This is a genomic window from Lysinibacillus sp. LZ02 (assembly GCF_050613145.1).
Taxonomy (GTDB): Bacteria; Bacillota; Bacilli; order Bacillales_A; family Planococcaceae; genus Lysinibacillus_B.
On the sequence record NZ_CP192507.1, the window covers coordinates 3,740,986 to 3,763,342 of the forward strand.

At 41.6% G+C, this 22,357-nt stretch carries 20 protein-coding genes and 1 riboswitch; of the genes, 6 read left to right on the forward strand and 14 right to left on the reverse strand.

Translation table 11 applies throughout. From position 1 onward, the window contains the following. Nucleotides 1-401: 401 nt before the first annotated feature. From ACQQ2I_RS18105 to ACQQ2I_RS18170, 14 genes are all read right to left on the reverse strand, one after another. Nucleotides 402-1,334, reverse strand: coding sequence for a tyrosine-type recombinase/integrase (locus tag ACQQ2I_RS18105; RefSeq protein ID WP_431028150.1), 933 nt, complete (start codon nucleotides 1,332-1,334; stop codon nucleotides 402-404). A 149-nt stretch (nucleotides 1,335-1,483) separates the two neighbouring features. Next, nucleotides 1,484-3,067, reverse strand: coding sequence for a glutamine-hydrolyzing GMP synthase (gene guaA, locus ACQQ2I_RS18110; RefSeq protein ID WP_431028151.1), 1,584 nt, complete (start codon nucleotides 3,065-3,067; stop codon nucleotides 1,484-1,486). 172 nt (nucleotides 3,068-3,239) lie between these two features. After that, nucleotides 3,240-3,341, reverse strand: a riboswitch (purine riboswitch). Nucleotides 3,342-3,374: 33 nt separating this feature from the next. Beyond that, nucleotides 3,375-5,543, reverse strand: coding sequence for a transglutaminase TgpA family protein (locus ACQQ2I_RS18115; RefSeq protein WP_431028152.1), 2,169 nt, complete (start codon nucleotides 5,541-5,543; stop codon nucleotides 3,375-3,377). After that, nucleotides 5,540-6,739: a DUF58 domain-containing protein gene (locus ACQQ2I_RS18120; protein ID WP_431028153.1), complete on the reverse strand. Its 1,200-nt coding sequence runs from the start codon at nucleotides 6,737-6,739 to the stop codon at nucleotides 5,540-5,542. The genes ACQQ2I_RS18115 and ACQQ2I_RS18120 overlap by 4 nt, the downstream gene beginning before the upstream one ends. Next, nucleotides 6,736-7,680, reverse strand: coding sequence for an AAA family ATPase (locus ACQQ2I_RS18125; protein ID WP_431028154.1), 945 nt, complete (start codon nucleotides 7,678-7,680; stop codon nucleotides 6,736-6,738). The genes ACQQ2I_RS18120 and ACQQ2I_RS18125 overlap by 4 nt, the downstream gene beginning before the upstream one ends. A gap of 455 nt (nucleotides 7,681-8,135) precedes the next feature. Further along, nucleotides 8,136-8,906 (reverse strand): alpha/beta fold hydrolase, encoded by a 771-nt coding sequence (locus ACQQ2I_RS18130; protein ID WP_431028155.1) that lies wholly within the window; start codon nucleotides 8,904-8,906, stop codon nucleotides 8,136-8,138. Nucleotides 8,907-8,951: 45 nt separating this feature from the next. Then, nucleotides 8,952-9,650 carry an ABC transporter ATP-binding protein gene (locus tag ACQQ2I_RS18135; RefSeq protein WP_431028156.1) on the reverse strand — a complete coding sequence of 233 codons (699 nt, stop codon included), beginning with the start codon at nucleotides 9,648-9,650 and terminating at the stop codon, nucleotides 8,952-8,954. Continuing rightward, entirely contained in the window at nucleotides 9,647-10,462 is an 816-nt protein-coding gene (locus ACQQ2I_RS18140; RefSeq protein ID WP_431028157.1) for an ABC transporter permease subunit, read from the reverse strand. Before ACQQ2I_RS18140 ends, ACQQ2I_RS18135 begins: the two co-directional genes overlap by 4 nt. Next, nucleotides 10,459-10,908, reverse strand: a complete 450-nt coding sequence (locus tag ACQQ2I_RS18145; RefSeq protein ID WP_431028158.1) for a nitrous oxide reductase accessory protein NosL — start codon at nucleotides 10,906-10,908, stop codon at nucleotides 10,459-10,461. Before ACQQ2I_RS18145 ends, ACQQ2I_RS18140 begins: the two co-directional genes overlap by 4 nt. Further along, on the reverse strand, nucleotides 10,905-12,185 hold the full coding sequence (locus ACQQ2I_RS18150; protein ID WP_431028159.1) for a NosD domain-containing protein: 1,281 nt from the start codon (nucleotides 12,183-12,185) through the stop codon (nucleotides 10,905-10,907). The genes ACQQ2I_RS18145 and ACQQ2I_RS18150 overlap by 4 nt, the downstream gene beginning before the upstream one ends. Nucleotides 12,186-12,242: 57 nt before the next feature. Next, on the reverse strand, nucleotides 12,243-12,899 hold the full coding sequence (locus ACQQ2I_RS18155) for a nitrous oxide reductase accessory protein NosL (protein ID WP_431028160.1): 657 nt from the start codon (nucleotides 12,897-12,899) through the stop codon (nucleotides 12,243-12,245). 214 nt (nucleotides 12,900-13,113) lie between these two features. Beyond that, nucleotides 13,114-13,446, reverse strand: coding sequence for a hypothetical protein (locus tag ACQQ2I_RS18160; RefSeq protein WP_431028161.1), 333 nt, complete (start codon nucleotides 13,444-13,446; stop codon nucleotides 13,114-13,116). A gap of 109 nt (nucleotides 13,447-13,555) precedes the next feature. Continuing rightward, nucleotides 13,556-14,383 carry an ammonia-dependent NAD(+) synthetase gene (gene nadE, locus ACQQ2I_RS18165; protein WP_431028162.1) on the reverse strand — a complete coding sequence of 276 codons (828 nt, stop codon included), beginning with the start codon at nucleotides 14,381-14,383 and terminating at the stop codon, nucleotides 13,556-13,558. A 25-nt stretch (nucleotides 14,384-14,408) separates the two neighbouring features. Next, nucleotides 14,409-15,878: a nicotinate phosphoribosyltransferase gene (locus ACQQ2I_RS18170; protein WP_431028163.1), complete on the reverse strand. Its 1,470-nt coding sequence runs from the start codon at nucleotides 15,876-15,878 to the stop codon at nucleotides 14,409-14,411. A 315-nt stretch (nucleotides 15,879-16,193) separates the two neighbouring features. Between ACQQ2I_RS18170 and ACQQ2I_RS18175 the strand changes: the two genes are divergently transcribed. The 6 genes from ACQQ2I_RS18175 to ACQQ2I_RS18200 all read left to right on the forward strand — a co-directional run bounded on the left by ACQQ2I_RS18175 (nucleotide 16,194) and on the right by ACQQ2I_RS18200 (nucleotide 22,105). Further along, nucleotides 16,194-16,535 (forward strand): P-II family nitrogen regulator, encoded by a 342-nt coding sequence (locus ACQQ2I_RS18175; RefSeq protein ID WP_391375199.1) that lies wholly within the window; start codon nucleotides 16,194-16,196, stop codon nucleotides 16,533-16,535. Nucleotides 16,536-16,549: 14 nt separating this feature from the next. After that, nucleotides 16,550-17,848 carry an ammonium transporter gene (locus ACQQ2I_RS18180; protein ID WP_431028164.1) on the forward strand — a complete coding sequence of 433 codons (1,299 nt, stop codon included), beginning with the start codon at nucleotides 16,550-16,552 and terminating at the stop codon, nucleotides 17,846-17,848. 151 nt (nucleotides 17,849-17,999) lie between these two features. Then, entirely contained in the window at nucleotides 18,000-18,722 is a 723-nt protein-coding gene (locus tag ACQQ2I_RS18185) for an ABC transporter ATP-binding protein (RefSeq protein WP_431028165.1), read from the forward strand. Further along, nucleotides 18,719-19,477: an ABC transporter permease gene (locus tag ACQQ2I_RS18190; RefSeq protein ID WP_431028166.1), complete on the forward strand. Its 759-nt coding sequence runs from the start codon at nucleotides 18,719-18,721 to the stop codon at nucleotides 19,475-19,477. The genes ACQQ2I_RS18185 and ACQQ2I_RS18190 overlap by 4 nt, the downstream gene beginning before the upstream one ends. Before the next feature lie 55 nt (nucleotides 19,478-19,532). After that, the gene (locus ACQQ2I_RS18195) at nucleotides 19,533-20,501 is read left to right on the forward strand and encodes a proline dehydrogenase family protein (RefSeq protein WP_431028167.1); all 969 of its coding nucleotides are present in this window, start codon (nucleotides 19,533-19,535) and stop codon (nucleotides 20,499-20,501) included. A gap of 158 nt (nucleotides 20,502-20,659) precedes the next feature. After that, the gene (locus tag ACQQ2I_RS18200) at nucleotides 20,660-22,105 is read left to right on the forward strand and encodes a tryptophanase (protein WP_431028168.1); all 1,446 of its coding nucleotides are present in this window, start codon (nucleotides 20,660-20,662) and stop codon (nucleotides 22,103-22,105) included. Nucleotides 22,106-22,357 lie beyond the last annotated feature (252 nt).

The window sequence follows — 22,357 nt, forward strand, 5'->3', positions numbered from 1 at the left end:
ACGCAAATGCTTATCCTACTGTTATGAGGAACTCGGCAACAATTACAAACTGTGATACATCCTGCAAGCCCGTAAGCCTTCAGACCTTCCACTCCTAGCCTTTAATGGTCGCTAACACCATTCAGATACCAAAGCCAACAAGGAAGCTCCTAGTGGTATCCTAGACGTTTGTGTGCAATGGAAACGTCATAACCTGACCAGTTTTATTTATGATTGGTGTTAATGGGCAACCACCAATGAGCCGCTTCCTTCCCCTAAAAAAGACAATAAGAAACTAGACCTTTGCATATCTACTTTTTTTCAAGTAGAATGAAGGCATATATTGAGGCTCTATTTAGTTGTATTTGCGTGCTGCTAATTGAGCTTTGAGAGTGTGCTATTGCGAGTAGCCGCTCTCTTTTTTATTTAATACCAAAATCATTTAATGGACTGTGTAACCGTCCTATCTCCAAAATACTGTCCTGCTCTAACCCCCTTAAATATTTGGCTGTCATTTGCGTATCAAAGTGTCCTAATAAGCGACTAAGACTATAAACATCTATGCCGTTCCTTAACTGCTTCTGGGCAAAATAATGGCGACAATCATGTGGTGAACAACGAATCTCTTCTCGCACTCCTACATTGTTGCAATGCTCTTTTAAAATCTTGTTAATGCGAGAACGATGCATCTGCATTGCACATTGGTCTAGGAAGTAATAATCTGCTACTTCATCTAGATGCTTATGGCTGAAACGCTTCAATTTCGCTTCTTCGAACTTTCGCATATACTTTCGCATCGTTTTACTAATATAAACAAGACGTTGTTTTGAGCCTTTACCATGAATTAAAATATGTCTTGCTGAAATATCCTGCTCTCTAATACCACATAGTTCTGACACACGAATACCAGTATCAAATAACATAATTAAAATGAGCTTGTCTCGGATGTTAGAATATGTTTCTTCCTTCACATCATTAATAATCCGTTTCACTTCTTCATCATTGAATGTCACTATGACTTTCTTTTCTTCCTTCAAGCTCTTTATTCGTCTAAGTGGATTTGCCATTTCATCAACGAACTCTTCGTCTATCAAATAATTGAAGAACACCTTAAGCGTTGCGATATTGTTATTGATGGTGATAGGCTTTTCGCTCCCTAGTTGCTGTCTATGCTGTATATACTTCTTAATGTGTATTGGTTGAACATCCTCTACTTCCAATATGCCTAGCTCATCTTTCATAAACTCCTGCCACCTTGTCAGCCGCCAAATACACATCTCTACATACCTTGGTTTACGACCTCGAATTTGTTGATTGAGCTTGAAATCATCTATTAGCTCTAAAATTTTTGTCACAAAAAAAGACCCCCTTTCATTCACAAATAGTGTGAATAAAAGAGAGTCTTATTTTGAAATAAAGTTGTTGCGGGTGACACAAAATCACACTCACAAACACCTTACAAAAGCTGTTGTATCAACGTTCTAAGCACCTTAGGAATAAAGCCCTATTCCCATTCAATCGTCGCTGGTGGCTTAGAAGTAATATCATACAGCACACGGTTTACGTGCTTCACTTCATTTACAATACGTACAGAAATCTTTTCTAATACGTCGTAAGGGATACGTGCCCAGTCAGAAGTCATGCCGTCGATTGATGTTACGCCGCGGATACCGATTGCGTAGTCGTACGTACGACCATCGCCCATTACACCTACTGAACGGATGTCTGGTAATACCGCAAAGTATTGCCAAATGTCGCGCTCTAGACCTGCGTTTTTGATTTCTTCACGTAGGATCGCATCTGCTTCACGTACGATGTCTAATTTTTCTTCTGTTACTTCACCAAGTACACGGATACCAAGACCAGGACCTGGGAATGGTTGACGCCATACGACTGCTTCTGGTAAACCAAGCTCTAAACCTAGAGCACGTACTTCGTCTTTGAATAATGTATTTAGTGGTTCGATTAACTCGAACTTCATGTCTTCTGGTAATCCACCTACGTTGTGGTGAGATTTAATTGTTTGCGCTGTTGCTGTACCTGATTCGATGATGTCTGTGTAAAGAGTACCTTGAGCTAAGAAGTCCATGTTCTCTAATTTTGCAGATTCTTCGTCAAATACATAAATGAATTCGTTACCGATGATTTTACGTTTTTGTTCTGGATCAGACACACCTTTTAGCTTGTTCATGAAACGTTCACGTGCATCGATTTTGATCACTTTCATATCGAAGTCTTCTGTGAAAGTTTTCATCACTTGCTCTACTTCACCTTTACGGTTTAAGTTGTGGTCTACGAACATACAAGTTAACTGATCACCGATTGCTTTGTGGATTAATACCGCTACAACCGAAGAGTCCACGCCGCCTGATAATGCGCAAAGTACTTGCTTGTTGCCTACTTGCTCGCGGATTTTTGCGATTTCGATTTCGATGAAGTTAGCCATTGACCAGTCGCCTTTTGCCTCACATACATTGAATACGAAGTTTTTCAGTAAGTCATTTCCGTATACAGAGTGACGTACTTCTGGGTGGAATTGTACTGCATAGAATTTTTTCTCTACATTCGCCATTGCTGCGATTTCACAAGATGCGCTTGTTGCGATCACTTCAAAGCCAGCTGGTACTTCTGTTACGTGGTCACCATGGCTCATCCATACAACTTGCTCTTTTGGTAGGTCGCCGAATAATAAGTTATCTGTTGTCACTGTTAATTCAGCTTTACCGTATTCACGCGTTGCTGCGCTTTCTACTTTTCCGCCGTTTGTATGAGCCATTAGCTGCATACCATAGCAAATACCTAAAATCGGTAAACCTAGTTCGAAAATGGCTGGGTCTACTTTGAATGCATTGTCGTCATACACTGAGTTTGGACCGCCTGAGAAGACAATCCCGACAGCGTTCATTTCTTTAATTTCATCTGCTGTAATTGTGTGTGGGTGTAATTCTGAGAATACACCAAATTCACGAATACGACGTGTGATTAATTGGTTAAATTGGCTACCAAAATCAAGCACGACCACTTTTTGTTGCTCTTTTAATAAAGGAGTTGACACGTTTTCCACCTCTTCTAATATTGATTGCCTCATGTATAAAAGCTTGTTTAATTTGGCTAGTAGCTTCCATCTATTCCTTTAGATTTCACCGTTTAGCTTATTGTGTGCTGCATCGCACAATTAAACACTTTATTATAAAAAAACGCGAAAGAATACATCCCCGCGTTCATCTACAAGTATATAAAGGTAGGCCGTCCATTTAGTCCATGCGACAACCTACCGTCATAGATAAGTTATTTAAGGTAACTTAGTAGAAACATCCGAACCGTATTATCGGACTTATATGAAGGCACAGTGATTATTGATTTTCTCTAAATTTTACTCTTTAATCCCTGTAAAATCAACCGGTTGTGCGATTGATTAAATATTCCCAACTTTCTTTAATTTCATCAAAATTAAAGTTCGTCGTGTCTTTACTGTAAATCGTTTTTTCATGTAAGTCTGTAATTTTAGACATATCGTTCGTGCCGAAATAGTCGTCCACACGCGCAGCAAAAGCTTGCAGCGTTTCACTGGACCCTCGTTTGAGTCCGACGCTTTCCAGTTGTTTTAACAACACTTTATACGATTTTTGGAGCGTTGTCGCGTTAGCCGGTTGTCGGCGCTGTCTGCTGACATGCATTTTCACTAACAACTTCCGTCGATTTCTAAATAATAGATAACCAACGCCTGCTAATGCGAGTAGTGCGAACACAAGCCACTTCCAATCAATGCTGATACTTTGCTGCTTTTTGGCTTTTTCTTGTTGTACCGCTTGTTCCTCGACTTGTTGTTCCTTCAGCTCTTGTTGCTCTTTCTCTTGTTCGAGTAATAATTCCTCTGACTGCGTTGTTTCAAGATCAAAGTTAATATCTGCCTGATTGACAAAGCCAATTGTCGGTTCAAATGGCATCCAGCCCACGCCGTCGATATACGCCTCTACCCAAGAGTGTGCGTCATTGTTTTCAATTTCAAAAACACGTAACTCCTCGTCAAAGCGCCCTGTTTCCGTCCCATTGGCAAAACCTTTTACCCAGCGTGCTGGGATGCCGATGGAGCGAAGCATGACGACCATCGATGTCGAGAAGTTATCACAATAGCCGATTTTCGTTTCAAATAAAAACTGATCGACATAGTCTTGCGCTTCTGTTGGGATAGCCACATCTTTTGTGTCATACGTAAAGCCGTTTCGTTTGAAATACTGCTCAATCGCACGTGCTTTATCGTAGCCCGTTTTATGGTTTTGTGTAATATCAAAAGCTAATTGTCGTACGCGTTCTGGCAACTCAGCTGGTAATTGTAAATAATGTTCGTCCACAGTACTTAATTCCGACGCTGTCACCGGCGTTTTCAGCTCGGTATAGCTATATTCTGGCGTACTATAACGGATACTATAGCTATCTACAGGTGTATCCATACTGCCTAATTTTGTTGTTAGGCGTTCCGTTATGCGATTGAACTGCAGTGTAATGCCTAGTTGCTCAGTAGAAAAATTCGTTATACCATACGGTTGTAATACATAAGCCTTACCAACGACTGCTGGAAATACGTCCGCACGCTTCCTATCGCCTTGCTCATTATAGCCGACCGAATTCATAACATTGCCGTCTGTAATTTCAAAAAGCGAATATAAATCGGACGTCGACTCCCAGCCTTTCCCCGTGTATAAATCTTTCGTTTCCACACGCCAATATTGACGCTCTGGTGCGTGCACGTAAAATACGACCGTATCATCGCCTTCAAACGACCCGCCAAGACGGCTATCATCTTCCCCAAGCCCAACCTTGGAAATAGCTGCACCACCTGAACCAGCAGTACCAGATAAACTTTTAATATACGGCACTGGGTCTGGCCATTGCGGTGCTGCTTTCGGTAGTAAAATGGCGACCATCCCTACCACACCAATTGCCAAGGTAATCGGTAAAATGTAGCGCATATATTTATAAAACGCAAAGGAAGTTCCTGTTTCAACGATTAAACGTTTCATATACAGGAAGGCTGTCATAATCAGACCTAACAGCACGACTTTCACAATTGCCATTGCACCGTTATACGATGTAAACGTATCGAGTGTCGCAATGAAAAATACCGTTAAGACGAAGAAATAAAATATCGTCATACGGACGGTTAACCAATGATGAATCAAATAAATGAGCATCCAAATAAGCAAGAAAAAGAGCACGGAGCGGAATGGATCGGTCACGCCCTCCCATTGCCCCGCGAATAATACTTCTACGTTACGCTTTATATCGATCTGTAAAAATTGTAAGCCTGCCGCGCTCCATAGTTTTTCCTCACTATAAACATGCACAATAAACCAAGCAATATACGTAAACTTTACGAGCCACGATACAACAATCGGTGCTTGGAATAGATTTAACACAAATGCTAGAACAATAAATAATAACAAGAGATTTAAATGTCCTGTTGATGTTAATTCGACAACAGGTACTAACCATTCACGTAAAATAAAAAATAGAATGACATAGTACAAACTTAACTCCACATAATGCATCACATCTTTTTTCACGGCTTATTCACCTCCGCGAAGGCATGATTGAACATCTCTTTCGTTACATAGACGACTTTCGCATTCATAAAGCGTGGTGCTGCGCCTTTTTGTGCTTTATATTGTTCCGTCGATACGACAACAAAGCAGACAACAGCACGCGCATATTTTGAGCTATTCATTAAAAATATTTTTAGCTCATCGGTTATGTGTCCCGTTACGAAAAGAAGAATCGAGTTATTTAATTGGCGTTCATTGCGAAGTAACATGTCCATGGAAGACTCTGTATTCGGAGTAACCGTCGCTAAATGCTGCATCACATTTTCAAATTGGGCTTCCGTTCGTACGGCCGGGTAAAATACACAACGCTCTGCTTCCGATAAGAAGGCGACATCCCCATGCTTTTTCACAATCGCCTTTAACATGGACGCTGTCAATTCGACCACTTCCTCAAAATGCTGCGTTGTGGCACAATCCATATACAAAAATAAGCTTTGCGATTGTCGATCCTCAAACTCTTTCGTACGAAGCTCCCCGTTTTTCGCAAAGGACTTCCAATGAATCCAAGAGAAACGATCGCCCGGTTGATAATCGCGGACCCCTGTCACCATCGTCGTATCCTTCACGATAGCATATTTCGCTGCGACAGCACCTTGGTCATACTGCATTTGCAATGACGTATACGGCATATCAACCGTTTTCGGATACACAAGCAGGCGGTCCGGTTGTGCAATCACTTTTTTTCGAACAACCCAACCAAAAAAATCTGTGACGGTCATCTCTAAAGCTGAAAACATATGCTCCCCGCGTTGCAAGTTTTCTAGCTCATACGTCCACTCGAAATGTCGCTTCCAGCCGACTAAAAATAAGTTGCTCGAACGTCCCCCCGCGATATGGTAAAATCGCTCATCCATATCTAGTTCCCGTACGACAAGGAAAACAAACGGGAAAAGCGACTTATTGTCAAAACGGACGGTAATCGTAGCAGTATCGCCGCGCTCTCGTGTTGCCGGTGTAATATCACGTGTTACATTGTCGATGCGTAGCGGGATGATCGCGAGCGTCAACGAGTACAGCAAGAAAGGCAACACCGTAAAGAATATAAACCAACTAACAAAGCCACCCTGGAACATCGCAAAACAAAATGTTAACACGAGTAAACCGATGACCGTAAAAAAACGGCCAGTTTGCCGCATCATTTTTACTGTTGCTTTCATGAATCCGTAAACCTTTTCACCGGCACAAAAATTTGCTCGATCACTTGCGCTATGACTTGCTCCGGCTGGATTCCTTCGTAGCGGGCTTCAGGCGTTAAAATTAAACGATGGCTAAACACAAACGGCGCTAAATACTTGATGTCGTCTGGTTTGACAAAATCACGGTTTTGCATAAACGCATACGCTTGCGCTGCTTTCATCAACGCAATGGATGCACGTGGACTCACACCTAAATACACTCTTGGGTGCTGGCGTGTCGCTCTTGCAATATCGACAATATAACTTTTCACACCATCTTCTATATACACTTGCTGTACAGCGTGTTGTAGCTCACGTAGCTCATCAATCGTCATAACCGGTGTAATTTCTTCAATCGGCTTTTTATTTTCTGCACGGCGTAGTATTTCAATCTCTTGCTGTGCTGTTGGATACCCCATTCTCACTTTCAATAAAAAGCGGTCTAGCTGAGCTTCTGGTAGTGGATACGTCCCTTCATATTCAATGGGGTTTTGTGTCGCCATCACGAAAAATGGCTTCGGAATTTCGAGCGTTTCCCCATCAATTGTGACAGAGGCTTCTTCCATTGCCTCTAGTAATGCCGCTTGTGTTTTCGGCGATGTCCGATTAATTTCATCCGCTAAAATAATATTGCCCACAATCGGACCTGGTCGAAATTCAAATTGTAATGTCTTTGGATTATAAATCGACACACCGACTACATCTGACGGCAGCAAGTCTGGCGTAAATTGAATCCGTTTAAAATCCGCACCAACCGACTTTGATAACGACCGCACCATCATCGTTTTTCCGACACCCGGTACGTCTTCTAGCAGGACATGTCCCCCTGCTAATAACGCGACAATGCTAAGCTCTGCAATGTCACGTTTTCCTATCATGACTTTTTCTATATTGTGAATGACAGCCTGTATTTGTTGCTGCATCGATAAACCCCCTCAGCGGTAAATAACAATTTTTTGCATTTTTCAAACTAATGTAAGCATAACGAAAACACTTGGGGAATACAACTTATACCCCGTCTTATGCATGAAAACGCTCTTCTTATCATATAGAAATTCCTTAGCCGATAGGAATCGGAAACCGTTGGAGAAATACGCAGTTTGCAGGGAAAGAGGGGGTTTTTGTAACTTTTAGGCGAGCCATCTTAAGAAAAGCGTAAGCGCCCACTCTAGCCCCGACATGCGTGGGAGATAGGCTCACAGTGTGCTTGCACACGAAGAGACTTTCGAAACGTCACGAGGGGCTGGTCCGCTTGCGCTAGACACGCTTTCAATTTGAAAAATTTATACTTTCTTATCTTTTTAAAAAGGGTGTTCAGACAGTTTTCCCTTTCTGAACACCCTTTTAAGGCATATATCATTCCATACAACGCTTACCACTAAACGCTATCGTTACAAATAAACGCATCGATTTTGTTATTTAATGTAGTCGCTGCCTTTGTCGGAATTTGATGATGTACTGCTAGAAAAACCAACTTATTAGATGGTAACTTTTCATGTAACATACGGGCATATGGATGAAATGATTTATCTTTTGTACCATAGACAAGCAAAATAGGTACCTGAATGTTTTGAAGCTCGCTCGTACAACGATAATTCACACTATACTCATAATATTGCCTAATATTCCGCGCATGACCACAGATCGCTTCTCCGTGCAGTTTCCTAAACATTTGTCGATTGTTCGCATTGCCCCGTGTAATGATACGTGATAAAAAGGGTAACGCCTTACGATTAGCTAATGTTATCGCCATCGATATACGTTGCCTTAGCCATGCATCCTTTACCTCTGACATCCCACTAATGACGATACCACCCAATGCCCTATCCGCATGCGCCAATAAAAATGCTAGCGTAATCGTGCCACCTGTTGAATAACCACCAATAAACGCTTTCTCGATTTGTAACGCATCTAATAAGCAAATGATATCTTCCACAATGAGCGAATAGGTGAGCGGTTGTTCGGAATAGACACTTCTGCCGTGCCCTCTCATATCAAATGTAATGACTTTATATTTTTTCGATAACTGTTCTACTTGATATATGAAATTGGCGCTTGTCAGTAATGGCGGATGGATCAACACAATCGGTATGCCCTCACCTTTGACCGTATAATACATATGACTTCCTTTTATATTTAACATTGGCATAGCATCGTTCACCTCAAAGCCTAGTATGGATTGTGTAGGTGAAAATTATTGATGAGGTTGTACTTCACTTAACCCAATTTTTGATAGCCATAATTGTTCTAGCTCCGTGAAGCCGTGTTCTTGTAATAATTGTTGCAGCTCTCCTGCCACGAGTACCGAGCCTTCATGTAAAACGATGACATCATCTGCTAGTTGCTCCGCAAACGACAGCATATGCGTCGAAAAAATAATCGTACTCCCGCGTTCCTTTTCTGCGCGAATAATATTTTTGAGTTCCGCAATCCAGTACGGGTCCAGTCCATTCGTCGGCTCATCCATAATGAGTAAACCGTCCCCGCCAAGTAAACTTTGCGCTAAGTTCAGACGTTGGCGCATCCCTTTTGAAAAATGGCGTACTGTCTGTTTTTGCACTTCAAATAACCCAACTCGTTTCAAGACATGCTGTTGCTCTTCTTTTGTTGCTTTCTTTAAAGAGGCTAATAGTTTCAACACTTCTGCCGCTGTTAATGTATTCGGAAAATCGACATCGTCTGGCATATAGCGAATTGGTTTCTCTTCATGCCAAACGAGCTGCCCTTGCTGCGGCATTTCTTGCTTTGTCAGCATGCGAATGAGCGTACTTTTCCCTGCCCCGTTACCGCCTGCCAGTGCAATAATACGCCCTTTTGGAATGTCAAATGTCGCTTCATGTAGACCGCGCCCGTTCCCGTATACTTGCTTCAATCCTTGCGCTTGTACAATCATTTCTTCACCCCATTTTTCCGTAGCACATAGATGCTAGCCATGAGCGGTACGACGACCCATGCGATGGTCACGACAGTAAAGACGACCATCCCTAGCCCTGATTCATAGAAGGCGATGATATCGTAATACGTTGGGCCAAGTACCGTTGCTTGATCAGCTAACACAAAGTATGCAAAGCGCAGCCATTCCACTGGATTAATATGCATCATCACAATCGTGAGCTTTTGCAATACATGGCCAGCGACAATCGTGCCAACCGCCATTAACATATACGATAGAAGCAACAATAACAATGCCCACACGACAAGTGAAATCGCCAGCGCATATAACCGATTTTTCGCGACACTTCCGATAAAAATTGATAATGCTGAACTAATGACGATTAAACAAAGGGCTAACACAACAAAAGCGAGCGGTAAACGTACACCACCCAACACACCACCAAGTAGGAGCACCACACCAAATGCAAATGCAATAATAAAGAAGAACGCGCCACATAGGGCAATAAATTTCCCGATAATATATTGCGAAAGTGTCAGCGGGTATGTTTTTAATAGAGAAAACCAGCCCGATTCAATATCCCCTGCGATGCTCATACTGCCGATTGTTAGTGCAAAAAGCGGCAGCAAAAATAATAATAAGTTTAAAAAGGACGCCGTTTGACGCGTAAACCCTTCCACATCAGGTAACGCCATTTGCTGAATCATCACGATGGCCACAAAGACAACTGCGAATAAAAGTGCGACGAGTAACAGCCATTTACTACGAAGCATTTGTCGCCATTCAAGTGTGATGAACATACGTTGAATCAATGATGAACGCCCCAATTAAATGTTTTCAAATCATCAAATGCTAGCATTTCCCCGTCGCCTTCACTCGCCATATATTGCTCTGCTTCTTCTTTCGTTTTAAACGCTAGCACACCGTAGTTCATCGGTGTCCAGTAATCTTTTGAGTAAATATATGTAGCTGTTTTGACATCAATCCATTCGTTGTCCGTCATATCCTTCATAAACATCGCGCCCACTTCTGATTCTTCCGTGCCTTCTAGAAACTCCATTAAACAACCAATATCATCAAACATTTCATAGTCTCCATTTTTAAACACAAGCTGTGCTGCGTAGTCCTCATGCGCAATACTCATATTACACACTTTACAAATATCGGTTTCTGGATTTACCTCTTTTGGCTCATACGTTTTTTCCGAGCAACCTACAAGTAATAATACCGCTATTAAAATGAACCATTTCCATTTCATATGCTGACACTCCTTCTATATACGACTATACATCCAATAAGTAATAATAATCCGATCACGAGCTGCGGTAACTGCAGCTGGAACGATGTTGTGTGTCCTTGATTTTTCGTTGTTGCAGGCGATTCATCGACGAGCAACACTTTCGATGTGGTGTTCGTTTGTTTATCAATTGTATTGAGCAGCACGACACTCGGGGATTCAATGAAGTATTGGTATACCGGCTTTCGCACCATCCATTGCCCAAAGCTTTGCAACGCAACATACGCCTCGTCTCCCGTACCATTATCGTCTAAGTCAATGCCGTTATAATCATCATAATAGTTGTTTACTAAATGTAGCCCTTGCTGATCGGAGCGAACATTGACAAGATTGCCCATGAACTGATTTTGCATCGCTGTATTCGACTCTTCTGAACGGACCGATTCCAGTGCCGTTTGATTCATGTGAAACGTATTTTCTAATAGCTCTACATCCATCGTTTTTTGCACACTCACCCCAATACGATTGCCCTCGATGTTGTTCGATTGGAGTAGTGTATTTTTCGTATCATATAATGTAATCCCTGTCCCATTAAAACCATCCTGATAAGACACATCATTCTGTTTTACCTGGATATTTTCCGTCATCATCACCATGAGCCCCGTCACATTTTGTGTATACATGTTGCGGCGAATATCACCGTTCTCACTATACATAAAATGCGTGCCGTAACGACTATTCGTCACCGTATTTTCGTGAATCGTAATATGTTGGACACCTTCAATATAAAAACCGTCTTGCACGGAATTGATCGTGTTTTCGAACAGTTCAACCGAGGCACTATTATAAACCCCTATTCCATTTCCCTTTTTGGCATAATGCTTCGCGTTTCCCTCAATCTCAAGAGAGCTGAATAACAAATGTTGCGAATTATACGCTTGAATACCGGTATCCACACCGCGCATGTTAATGTTGGAAAGCTTAACCTCATTCGAGCGGCGCACCGTAATGCCTGTCCCGAGCGTTTCAATGTCGATACCGCGAACAGCGACATCACTGGCGTTTTCAATCAAAATAGCAGGGGTATCCGCATGTGCCTTAATAACGGTCCCTTTCTCTCCTTCTAGAAAAATGGATTTCGTGATGACAACATTCCCTTCGTATACACCCTTTTCAAGTTGAATGACACTTCCTTCTTCCGCTGCATCAATTTGCGATTGCAAATCCACTGCTTGCGCGGCTCCTGTCGATGCGCCCGTGATGCACAATAACAAAAGCAGCAAAACTATTTTTTTCATGCCCTCACCTCACATAACGCCGAAAAGACTAGAAGAAATTCTTCTAGTCGCCTCGGATTAATGATTATGGTCTTCTTCCATTGTTGAATCATCCATATTACTTTCATCTGAATGATTCATATCCATCGAACCTTCTTCAGCCATATTTTTCATCTTTTCTTCACGTCGTTTTTTCGCCGCATCTTTGATTGTTTGTAGCTCTTCTACATGAGCTGTTGGATTTTCTTCGATATATTTGTCTGCATCAGCCTTGTCCACGAAGTAGATGTAACCCCAGTTCATCGGTGATTTTATTTCCGTTTTCACGATTGTCACATCTTCTACTAAAGCCCAGTCTAATGTGTTGTAGTCACGTACATATTTATCGTTTTCTTCATTATTCGCTAGTTCAGCATTTAATAAACAACCAATATCATCGTAGAAAGCGATCGAACCGTCTGCTTTAATCGCTTGCGCTGAGAATACACCAAGTTCATGTTCTTTTGTGTATACTTTCATATTACACATTTCACAAATCGTATCCTCTGTTGGCTCTTGTAATCGTGGGTCCGCCAGTGATGCTACTTCTTCTTGCTTAACGATTGTGGATGCATCTTCTTCTACTTCTGTTTGTGGTGCTGCTGTATCTTCTTCTTTGGAAACTTCTTCATTGCCACATGCAGCAAGTGCCATTACGATACCTGTTGCTACAAGTACATGTTTAAATCTTTTCATCTTTTAAACCCCTTTTCATTCATATCCTATCTGCTTATTACTTTACTAGGTATTTGTGAAATAAAATGAAAGTTGATGTGAAATGTTTGAAAAACTTTTTATAAATAATTCCATTTTTCATTTTTATCTCTTTTTATGACCCGATACCCCTTCGTTTTGCTCCCATACAATGCTAACAATAAAAAAATCACCTAAACACAAATGGTTCAGGTGATTATATAGACGTACGGTACGTATGATGACGACGTTTCATATTGTTAAGATAGTTAATGTTGAGCGATTGGTGCAATAAGTGATTACGTACTATCGTCACTGTATCTGCATCAAACTGAATCCCTTTAATTAATACATGCTGTTTTTTATTGACGAGCACAGGTTTCGTGGCCGGTGCTTTTTTCTGCTTCTTTTGCTTTTTTTGCTGTCGCTCATTGAAATGTTCAAGTGAGCTACCATCATTAAATAACGTAAACGCTTCTTCCGTTTCTAAATAGCGTTTCGCATTGCGATAGGTGCTTGATGCGGCCATACTGACACGCGATGTTCTCATTGTACCACCCCTCCATTCTCTATTGTTCTTAGGTATTTGTATCGACAAATATTCCTATAAATAAAGAAAACCGCACTAGATTTTTTCTAGTACGGCAAAAAGTCATTATTTATTTCCAAAAATCATCAAATATGGTAATCGGTAAGTGGCGTTTATGCTGTGAACGTACATAATGCCCCTCTAACACTTCACGCGCTTCTTTCGGGATTTCTTTTCCTTCTAAATAATCATCAATTTGCTCATACGTGACCCCAAGCGCCGCTTCATCTGGTAAGGATGGTCGCTCTTCCTCTAAGTCAGCCGTCGGTATTTTCAAATAAAGATGTTCAGGACAGTTGAGGTGCGCTAAAATCTGTCTGCCCTGGCGTTTATTTAAACGGAAAATAGGCATTAAATCTGCGCCACCGTCCCCAAACTTTGTGAAGAACCCTGTAATCGCTTCTGCTGCATGATCTGTTCCAAGGACAACGGCACTATTCATCGCCGCAATCGAGAATTGCACCTTCATGCGTTCTCGTGCCTTTTCATTCCCTTTAGCAAAGTCGCTTAGCTCAACACCCGCGTCTGCTAACGCACGAACACTCGCATCGACCGCTTTTTTAATATTCACGGTATAAATTTGATCAGGCTGAATAAAATCAAGCGCGTCTTGGCAGTCTTGTTCATCTGCTTGCTCCCCATACGGGAGACGTACGGCCATAAATGTATATTTCTTTTCGCCCGCTTCTTCGTTTAGTTCATTCACCGCTAATTGGGCAAGCTTGCCTGTTAATGTTGAATCTTGTCCACCACTAATGCCTAATACAAAGCCTTTTACGAAGCTATGTTTTTTTGCATATGCCTTCATAAAATCAATGGATTTACGTATTTCTTCTTCTACATTAATTTCTGGTAATACATGTAACTCTTCGATAATTCGCTTTTGTAGATCCGACATCACTCACCGCTCCTTTTTATTCAAATTATCGCTTTTCCATCACTTCAACCATTTCACGCACTTCTTGAATATTGCGCATTTTGTTATCCCAACATTTTTGACTTAAATCAATCGGGTACTCTTCTGGGTTGAGTGAACGTTTATATTCGTCCCATAATAATTCTAAATTATCAAATGCATACTGGCGCATTTCCCACAGCGATGGATTGTTATACACAATGTTACCGTCTTTAATGACTTCTACATGCAAATCTTTCGCTTCAAAGTTTGTCACAAATTTTGAGACAAATGTATGCACAGGGTGGAACATTTTTAAATGTTCTTCTGCCTGTGGATTTTCATCTGACATCGCAATATAATCGCCTTCTGATTTACCATTTGTTTTATTAATAATGCGGTAAACACGCTTTAATCCTGGTGTTGTTACTTTTTCAGCATTGGCAGAAATTTTAATTGTATCTTCCATTTCACCTTTTTCATTTTCAATCGACACCATTTTATATACAGCACCTAAAGCTGGCTGATCGTAAGCGGTAATCAACTTTGTCCCAATGCCCCACATATCGACGCGCGCGCCCTGTGCTTTTAAGTTTAAAATCGTATACTCATCTAAATCATTTGAGACGATAATTTTGGCATCCTGGAATCCAGCCTCATCTAACATACGACGGGCTTCTTTTGATAGGAAGGAAATATCGCCACTATCTAAACGAACACCGATAAAATTGATTTGATCTCCTAATTCCTTCGCCACTTGAATCGCGGTTGGCACACCCGATTTTAATGTGTTGTATGTGTCGACTAAAAATACGCAATCACGATGACGTTTTGCATACGAATGGAACGCATCATAATCATTTTTGTATGCTTGGACAAGTGCATGAGCATGTGTACCCGCTACTGGTATGCCGAAACGTTTCCCCGCTCGGACATTCGACGTCGATTCAAAGCCACCGATTACAGCTGCACGCGCCCCCCAAAGCGCTGCATCCATTTCCTGTGCACGACGCGTACCAAACTCCATCGCTACCTCATCTTTTACAATTTGTTTAATACGACTCGCTTTTGTAGCGATTAACGTTTGGAAATTGACAATATTCAATAAGGCCGTCTCTACTAGCTGCGCTTCCACTAATGGCGCCTCGATACGGACAATCGGCTCATTCGCAAAGACCAGCTCTCCCTCTACCATTGAGTACATCGAGCCCGTAAAACGAATATCTTTTAAATAATTTAAAAAATCTTCTTTGTAACCTAGTTCTTCACGTAAATACGCCATATCCGATGCTGTGAAATGGAAGTTTTTTAAGTAGTCGAGCATACGCTCCAGTCCTGCAAATACAGCATAGCCATTTCCGAATGGCAATTTACGGAAATAAAGTTCGAATACCGCTTTCCGATTATGGATACCTTCCGCCCAGTAACTTTCTGCCATATTGATTTGATATAAATCTGTGTGCAGTGTTAAGCTATCGTCTTCATATCTTGCTTTCATTAAAAAAAGTCCCTTCTTCCGAAACATAATTAGTCCTAGTATACACCATTTAATCCGTTACGAGGCATGAAACATCTCAGCCCACTTTCTATTGTAAGTTTTTGTTACATATTTTCATGTGAATACCGATTCACTACGATTTCTTTTACCTATACTTTCTTTTAAATCCTCATGCCATCAACATTTAATCGCTATATCTCACAATGCGATAAATTCCATCGAAAATACATGTCAGTTTTTATGACATACAACTATTGATTTTCACATCCACACCCTTTAACATGTTAATTAACCTAACATAAGGAGTTGTTGAGCATGAAAAAAATTGAAGCCATTATCCGTCCGGAAGTTTTCGCTGCGGTACGTGAAGGCTTAGCACAAGAAGGGATTGACGGACTAAGCATTTCTGAAATCGCAGGCTGTGGTCGCCAAGAAGGACGCACAGCACTATTCCGCGGTAATCAATATTCAATGGAATTTTCGCAAAAGCTAAAACTCGAAATGGTAGTAGATAACGCAAAAGTGCAAGCAATTGTAGACGTGATTTTGCGAGACGCCTGCACAGGTCAAGTCGGCGACGGTAAAATTTTCATTTACCCCGTCGAACAGGCCATTCGTATTCGTACAAAAGAAGTTGGCTCTGTGGCCATTGATTAAAGGAGGAGATTAATATGACAGTTGAAGCGTTAGAACTTTCGATTAACTTAGTTTGGGTAATGCTTGGTGCTATTTTAGTATTCTTTATGCATGCTGGATTTGCCATGGTAGAAGCAGGCTTTACACGTTCCAAAAACGCCATCAATATTTTAATGAAAAATGTACTCACGATTTCAATTGGCGGGATTGTTTATTTCTTAGCCGGTTATGCCATTATGTTCGGTGATACCGCCGGTGGATTTATCGGTACTTCCGGTTTCGCCTTACAAGGTGTAGACGACATCGCCCTCTTCGTTTTCCAAGCCATGTTTGCCGCAACATGTGCAACCATCATTTCTGGTGCTGTTGCAGAACGCGCAAATATCTCCGCTTATATCGCCATCGTTGTCATTATGACTTTATTTATCTATCCTGTTGTTGGTCACTGGGTGTGGCAAGGTGACGGCTGGCTGACAGCTTTAGGCTTTATCGATTTTGCCGGTTCAACGGTCGTTCACTTAACAGGTGCTGTCGGGGCATTAGTAGCAGCCGCGATGATCGGTCCACGTTTAGGGAAATATGCAGGCAAACAAATCAATGTTATTCCCGGTCACTCCATTCCTCTAGGTGCATTAGGCGTCTTCATTCTTTGGTTAGGGTGGTTTGGATTTAACGGCGCTTCAACATTAGCAGCCGATCCAGAACTCGTTCCTAGCGTTATTGCCAATACATTTTTATCTGCTTCAGCTGGCATTGTTGCAACAGCTTTTTATACAAAATTCCGCTATGGTCAAATGGATGGTTCCTTAACATTAAACGGGGCATTAGCTGGGCTTGTTGGCATTACAGCAGGTGCCGCGAACTTAAGCTTAGTAGGCGCTATCATTACTGGTTTACTAGCCGGTGTCATTTTAGTAGAAGGTGTACGCTTCATCGAATGGAAGCTAAAAGTTGACGATCCAGTTGGTGCAGTAGCCGTTCACGGGCTGTGTGGTATTTGGGGTACGTTAGCTGTCGGTTTATTCGACGTAGCTGGTGGAGGTGGTTTACTATACGGCGGTGGTGCAACACTGTTAGGCGTGCAAGCAATCGGCGTCTTAGCTGTGATCGCATGGACGGCTGTCACAGTAGCCTTGAGCTTAAGCATGATTAAATTATTCGTCCCATTACGCGTCACACGGGAAGAGGAAATCGAAGGCCTAGATATAGCTGAACACGGCTCACACGCCTACGAATTCCAACAAGATGTATTCCGCGGTCTGAGTGGTAAGAGCGATACATTTGCACAGCGCTTAACAACACTTGGGACACACGTAAAAGAAAAACAAGTATAGCTTTCTTATTACCCCAAATCTTTCAAACATAATTACCCGAAAACTTGATCCCCTCATCAAGTTGTCAAGTGCAGGCGAAGTCCCCCTAAGCTTCGTCTGCACTTTTTTAGGTTATAATGAAAGAAAAAGATATGAGGGAGACTTCATTAGAATGACAGAACAAGCAATCGAACTAAAGAATCTTTCCTTTTCGGTGAAAGACCGGATAATTTTACAAAACATTACCGGTACCTTTGCTAAAGGACGCATTACAACACTTGTCGGTCCTTCCGGTGCTGGCAAAACAACCCTACTCAAAATGTGTAACGGCCTTCTTGCGCCTACAGCCGGAGAGATTATGATCGAAGGGCAAGCCATCCATACATACGAACCGACACATTTACGACGAAAGGTTGGGATCGTACTGCAAAGCTCCCCTATTATTCGAGCGAGCGTCTATGAAAATTTAGCACTGCCGCGAAAATTACAACAAGAGACGTTACCACAAGAGGAAGCCATTTCTTTTTTAGAGGATGTCTATTTAGATGCCTCCTTTTTAACACGAGAGGCAACAGAACTATCAGGTGGACAAAAACAGCGGCTATCCATTGCGCGTACACTTGTGAATCAATCTGACATTTTATTGCTCGATGAAATTACATCTGCACTTGATCCCACTTCCACAAGAGAAATTGAAGAGCTAATTTTACATATTAATCGTAAATACGGCGTCACGATTATTTGGATTACACATAATCTTGAGCAAGCTCGGACACTCAGCGATTTCACTTGGATTATGCAAGACGGCAAACTCATCGCAAGCGGGGACGTGTCCATTCTCGAGCACTCAAATATCCCTGCGATTCAGCAGTTTTTACGCGGAGGTGCACGATGACGTACAGTACACTTTCTCTGACTTTGATTTTTGTACTCATTCCATTTGTCTTATCGAAAACATTGAAGCTTGGTCTGGAAAAAGATATTACGGTTGCAACCGTGCGCTCTATTATTCAGCTACTCGTCATCGGTTATGTATTGCATTTTATTTTTGCAACAGATAGCCCGATCTATATTTTGCTGATGATTACGGTGATGATTGTCGTCGCTACGTTAAATGCCCGAAAAAAAGGTGTCGGCATTCCCGGTATTACGTGGAAAATCGCCATCACATTAATAACGGTCGAACTTGTCACACAAGGTGTACTACTTGGACTGAATATTGTTCCTGCCACACCTCAGTACATTATTCCGATTAGTGGGATGATGATCGGCAATGCCATGGTGCTTTCAATATTATTTTTAAACCGCTTCCGTGCAGAGCTTGAGTCAAATGAAGATGAAATTGAACTTATTTTATCGCTTGGTGGTACACCCAAACAGGCGGTACATCGTCATGTAATGGGAGCGATTAAGGCGAGTATGATTCCAACGATCGAAGCCCAAAAAACAATTGGGCTTGTTCAGCTCCCTGGCATGATGAGTGGTCAAATTATCGGGGGCGCCGATCCCGTGCAAGCCGTACAATTTCAAATTTTAATTATCTTTGCGTTATTAACATGTGCGACGTTAGCGAGTGTGATTTTAGGCTTCCTCGTCTATCCGACATTATTTAACGATCGTATGCAGCGAATCGATGTGTTGAAAAAATAGCGGGTGTTATACCCTGCTATGTTATAATTTAGGTAAAGAAAGCGAGGGGTTCTAGATGGTATTACGAGATGTATTGATGAACTTGTCGGAAAACGAACTGCTCAACACAGCAGCTCAAAAATACGGCTTAAAACTTGGCGCGCAAAGTATTGTAGCAGGGACAAACGTACAAGAAATGATTGATAGCGTCAAAAAATTAAACGCGAATGGCATTGAAGCAACGATTGATCGACTTGGGGAATTCGTTGTTGATGAAACCGTTGCAACAGAAGCAAAAGATGAAATTTTAGACGTCATTGACGCCATTCACACACACAGATTACATGCACATATTTCAGTAAAACCTTCTCAAGTAGGCTTAGATATCGACATCGATTTTTGCTATGACAATTTACGCGAAATCGTCGAGTATGCCGAGCAGTATCATATTTTCGTCAATTTAGATACGGAAAATTACGAGCGACTGCAACCAACACTTGATATATTAAAAGAATTGAACAAAATATTTGATAATGTCGGCACTGCCATACAAGCGTATTTGTTCCGTTCCAAAGAAGACATCGAGCAGTTGAAAGACTGTCGCCTTCGCATCGTCAAAGGCGCTTATCAAGAGTCGGAAGAAGTGGCGTACCAAGATAAACTAGATATTGATATCAATTTCTTAGAGTTGATCGAATACCACTTATTACATGGTAAGTTCACTTCCATTGCGACACATGACCATAACGTAATCCAGCATGTGAAACGATTCGTAGCTGACCACAACATCCCAAACGATCAGTTTGAATTCCAAATGCTATACGGTTTCCGTACAGACATGCAAAAAGAACTTGCTAACCACTATCGTTTCTGTACGTATGTACCATTCGGCGAGGATTGGTACGGCTACTTTATGCGTCGTCTTGCAGAGCGTCCGCAAAATATCAACCTTGTCACAAAACAAGTATTTAACAAAAAAACAAACACATTACTCGCTGTGGCAGCAGGCGCCTTCCTTTTAGGCCGCTTATCCAAACGCAAATAACAACGAAACCAATGAAGGTTATCCGGAAATTTCGGAAGCCTTCATTTTTTATTATTTTTAGAAAACTGAATTTTCCAACAACATAACTCTTTCTTAGTGTACAATAGTTGGTAATTCATTACATCGACGCATTGAAGCGTTAAAGGAGAAAAGAAACCATGACAATTAAATTTTATTCTGGCGAAACGATCCCATTAGAAATGCACAAAGTACGCATCGTACAAAAATTAAATTTACCACCTGTGGAAGAGCGCGTAAAAGCGATGAAAGAAGCGGGTTATAATACGTTTTTATTAAAAAATGAAGACGTTTACATGGATATGCTAACAGATAGCGGTGTAAATGCCATGTCTGACCGTCAACAAGCCGCGATGCTAGAAGCAGATGATAGCTATGCTGGTTCAGCTACATTTACAAAATTAGAAAGCAAAGTCCAAGAAATTTTCGGCACAAAATATTTTTTACCAACACACCAAGGTCGTGCTTGTGAAAACATCATTTCACAAGTGTATGTAAAACCTGACACAACGGTCCCGATGAACTACCACTTCACAACATCAAAAGTACACGTAACATTAAATGGCGGTGCGGTAGAAGAAGTATTTAAAGATGAAGCATTAAACTTAGTATCCGAAGATCCATTCAAAGGAGATATGGATATCGAGAAGTTAACAACGTTAATCGAAGAGCGCGGTGCAGACAAAATCGCCTTTATCCGTGTTGAATCAGGTACGAACTTAATCGGGGGGCAACCACACTCACTTGAAAACTTAAAGCAAGTACGTGCGGTATGTAATAAGTATAATCTGAAACTTGTATACGATATTAGTTTATTAGCAGATAACTTACACTTCATTAAAGAGCGTGAGGAATCTTGTAAAGACAAATCAATTCGTGAAATCACACGTGAATTAGCCGACCAAGCAGATATTCTTTATTTCTCTGCACGTAAATTAGGTTTTGCTCGTGGTGGCGGTATTTGTACAAATAGCGAAGAAGATTACTTATTAATGCGCGAATACATCACATTATACGAAGGCTTCTTAACATATGGCGGGATGTCTGTACGTGAAATGGAAGCAATTACGGTTGGTCTTGAAGAAACAATGGATGAGCAATATATTTCACAAGGCCCTCAATTCATCGCTTATATGTCGGAAGAATTACAGAAGAAAGGTGTACCAGTCGTAACGCCTGCGGGTGGTTTAGGCTGTCATATCGACGCTTCTAGATTCTTACCACACGTGCCGCAAACAGCGTATCCAGCTGGCGCTTTAGCGGCTGCCATTTATATCGCAAGTGGCGCACGCGGGATGGAGCGCGGGACGATGTCTGAGCAACGCGCTGAAAACGGTAATGAAACATTATCTCATATGGAATTAGTACGTATGGCTATGCCGCGCCGCGTATTCACATTATCGCAAGTAAAATACGCTGTAGACCGCATCGCTTGGCTATATGACAACCGCGAGTTAATCGGTGGTATGGCATTCGTAGAAGAACCATCTGTATTACGCTTCTTCTTCGGTAAATTAGATGCAGTCACAGATTGGCCAGAACAATTAGCCGCAAAATTCCGCGAAGATTTCGGCGATAGCCTATAATTGAACAGTAAACGGTAGAGGGTTGTTCTCTACCGTTTTTTCTGTTTTGACCGGATAACTTTGTGTTTTGACCGGATACGCACATGTTTTGCTCGGATACAGCTCTGTTTTGACCGCTCACACACTCGTTTTGCTCACTTAACCTCGTTTCGACCGCATAAGCGCCTGTTTTGCTCGGATACGGCTCCTTTTTGCTCGCTTACATACCCCTTTTGACCGCATACATACTCATTTTGCTCGGATACAGGTATC

Bases quoted from the DNA above. Each gene is read 5' to 3' on its own strand.
- guaA (WP_431028151.1), bottom strand. From the start codon at position 3,067: ATGAGGCAATCAATATTAGAAGAGGTGGAAAACGTGTCAACTCCTTTA.
- ACQQ2I_RS18120 (WP_431028153.1), bottom strand. From the start codon at position 6,739: ATGAAAGCAACAGTAAAAATGATGCGGCAAACTGGCCGTTTTTTTACG.
- ACQQ2I_RS18125 (WP_431028154.1), bottom strand. From the start codon at position 7,680: ATGCAGCAACAAATACAGGCTGTCATTCACAATATAGAAAAAGTCATG.
- ACQQ2I_RS18130 (WP_431028155.1), bottom strand. From the start codon at position 8,906: ATGCCAATGTTAAATATAAAAGGAAGTCATATGTATTATACGGTCAAA.
- ACQQ2I_RS18135 (WP_431028156.1), bottom strand. From the start codon at position 9,650: ATGATTGTACAAGCGCAAGGATTGAAGCAAGTATACGGGAACGGGCGC.
- ACQQ2I_RS18145 (WP_431028158.1), bottom strand. From the start codon at position 10,908: ATGAAATGGAAATGGTTCATTTTAATAGCGGTATTATTACTTGTAGGT.
- ACQQ2I_RS18150 (WP_431028159.1), bottom strand. From the start codon at position 12,185: ATGAAAAAAATAGTTTTGCTGCTTTTGTTATTGTGCATCACGGGCGCA.
- ACQQ2I_RS18155 (WP_431028160.1), bottom strand. From the start codon at position 12,899: ATGAAAAGATTTAAACATGTACTTGTAGCAACAGGTATCGTAATGGCA.
- ACQQ2I_RS18160 (WP_431028161.1), bottom strand. From the start codon at position 13,446: ATGAGAACATCGCGTGTCAGTATGGCCGCATCAAGCACCTATCGCAAT.
- nadE (WP_431028162.1), bottom strand. From the start codon at position 14,383: ATGTCGGATCTACAAAAGCGAATTATCGAAGAGTTACATGTATTACCA.
- ACQQ2I_RS18170 (WP_431028163.1), bottom strand. From the start codon at position 15,878: ATGAAAGCAAGATATGAAGACGATAGCTTAACACTGCACACAGATTTA.
- ACQQ2I_RS18175 (WP_391375199.1), top strand. From the start codon at position 16,194: ATGAAAAAAATTGAAGCCATTATCCGTCCGGAAGTTTTCGCTGCGGTA.
- ACQQ2I_RS18180 (WP_431028164.1), top strand. From the start codon at position 16,550: ATGACAGTTGAAGCGTTAGAACTTTCGATTAACTTAGTTTGGGTAATG.
- ACQQ2I_RS18185 (WP_431028165.1), top strand. From the start codon at position 18,000: ATGACAGAACAAGCAATCGAACTAAAGAATCTTTCCTTTTCGGTGAAA.
- ACQQ2I_RS18190 (WP_431028166.1), top strand. From the start codon at position 18,719: ATGACGTACAGTACACTTTCTCTGACTTTGATTTTTGTACTCATTCCA.
- ACQQ2I_RS18195 (WP_431028167.1), top strand. From the start codon at position 19,533: ATGGTATTACGAGATGTATTGATGAACTTGTCGGAAAACGAACTGCTC.
- ACQQ2I_RS18200 (WP_431028168.1), top strand. From the start codon at position 20,660: ATGACAATTAAATTTTATTCTGGCGAAACGATCCCATTAGAAATGCAC.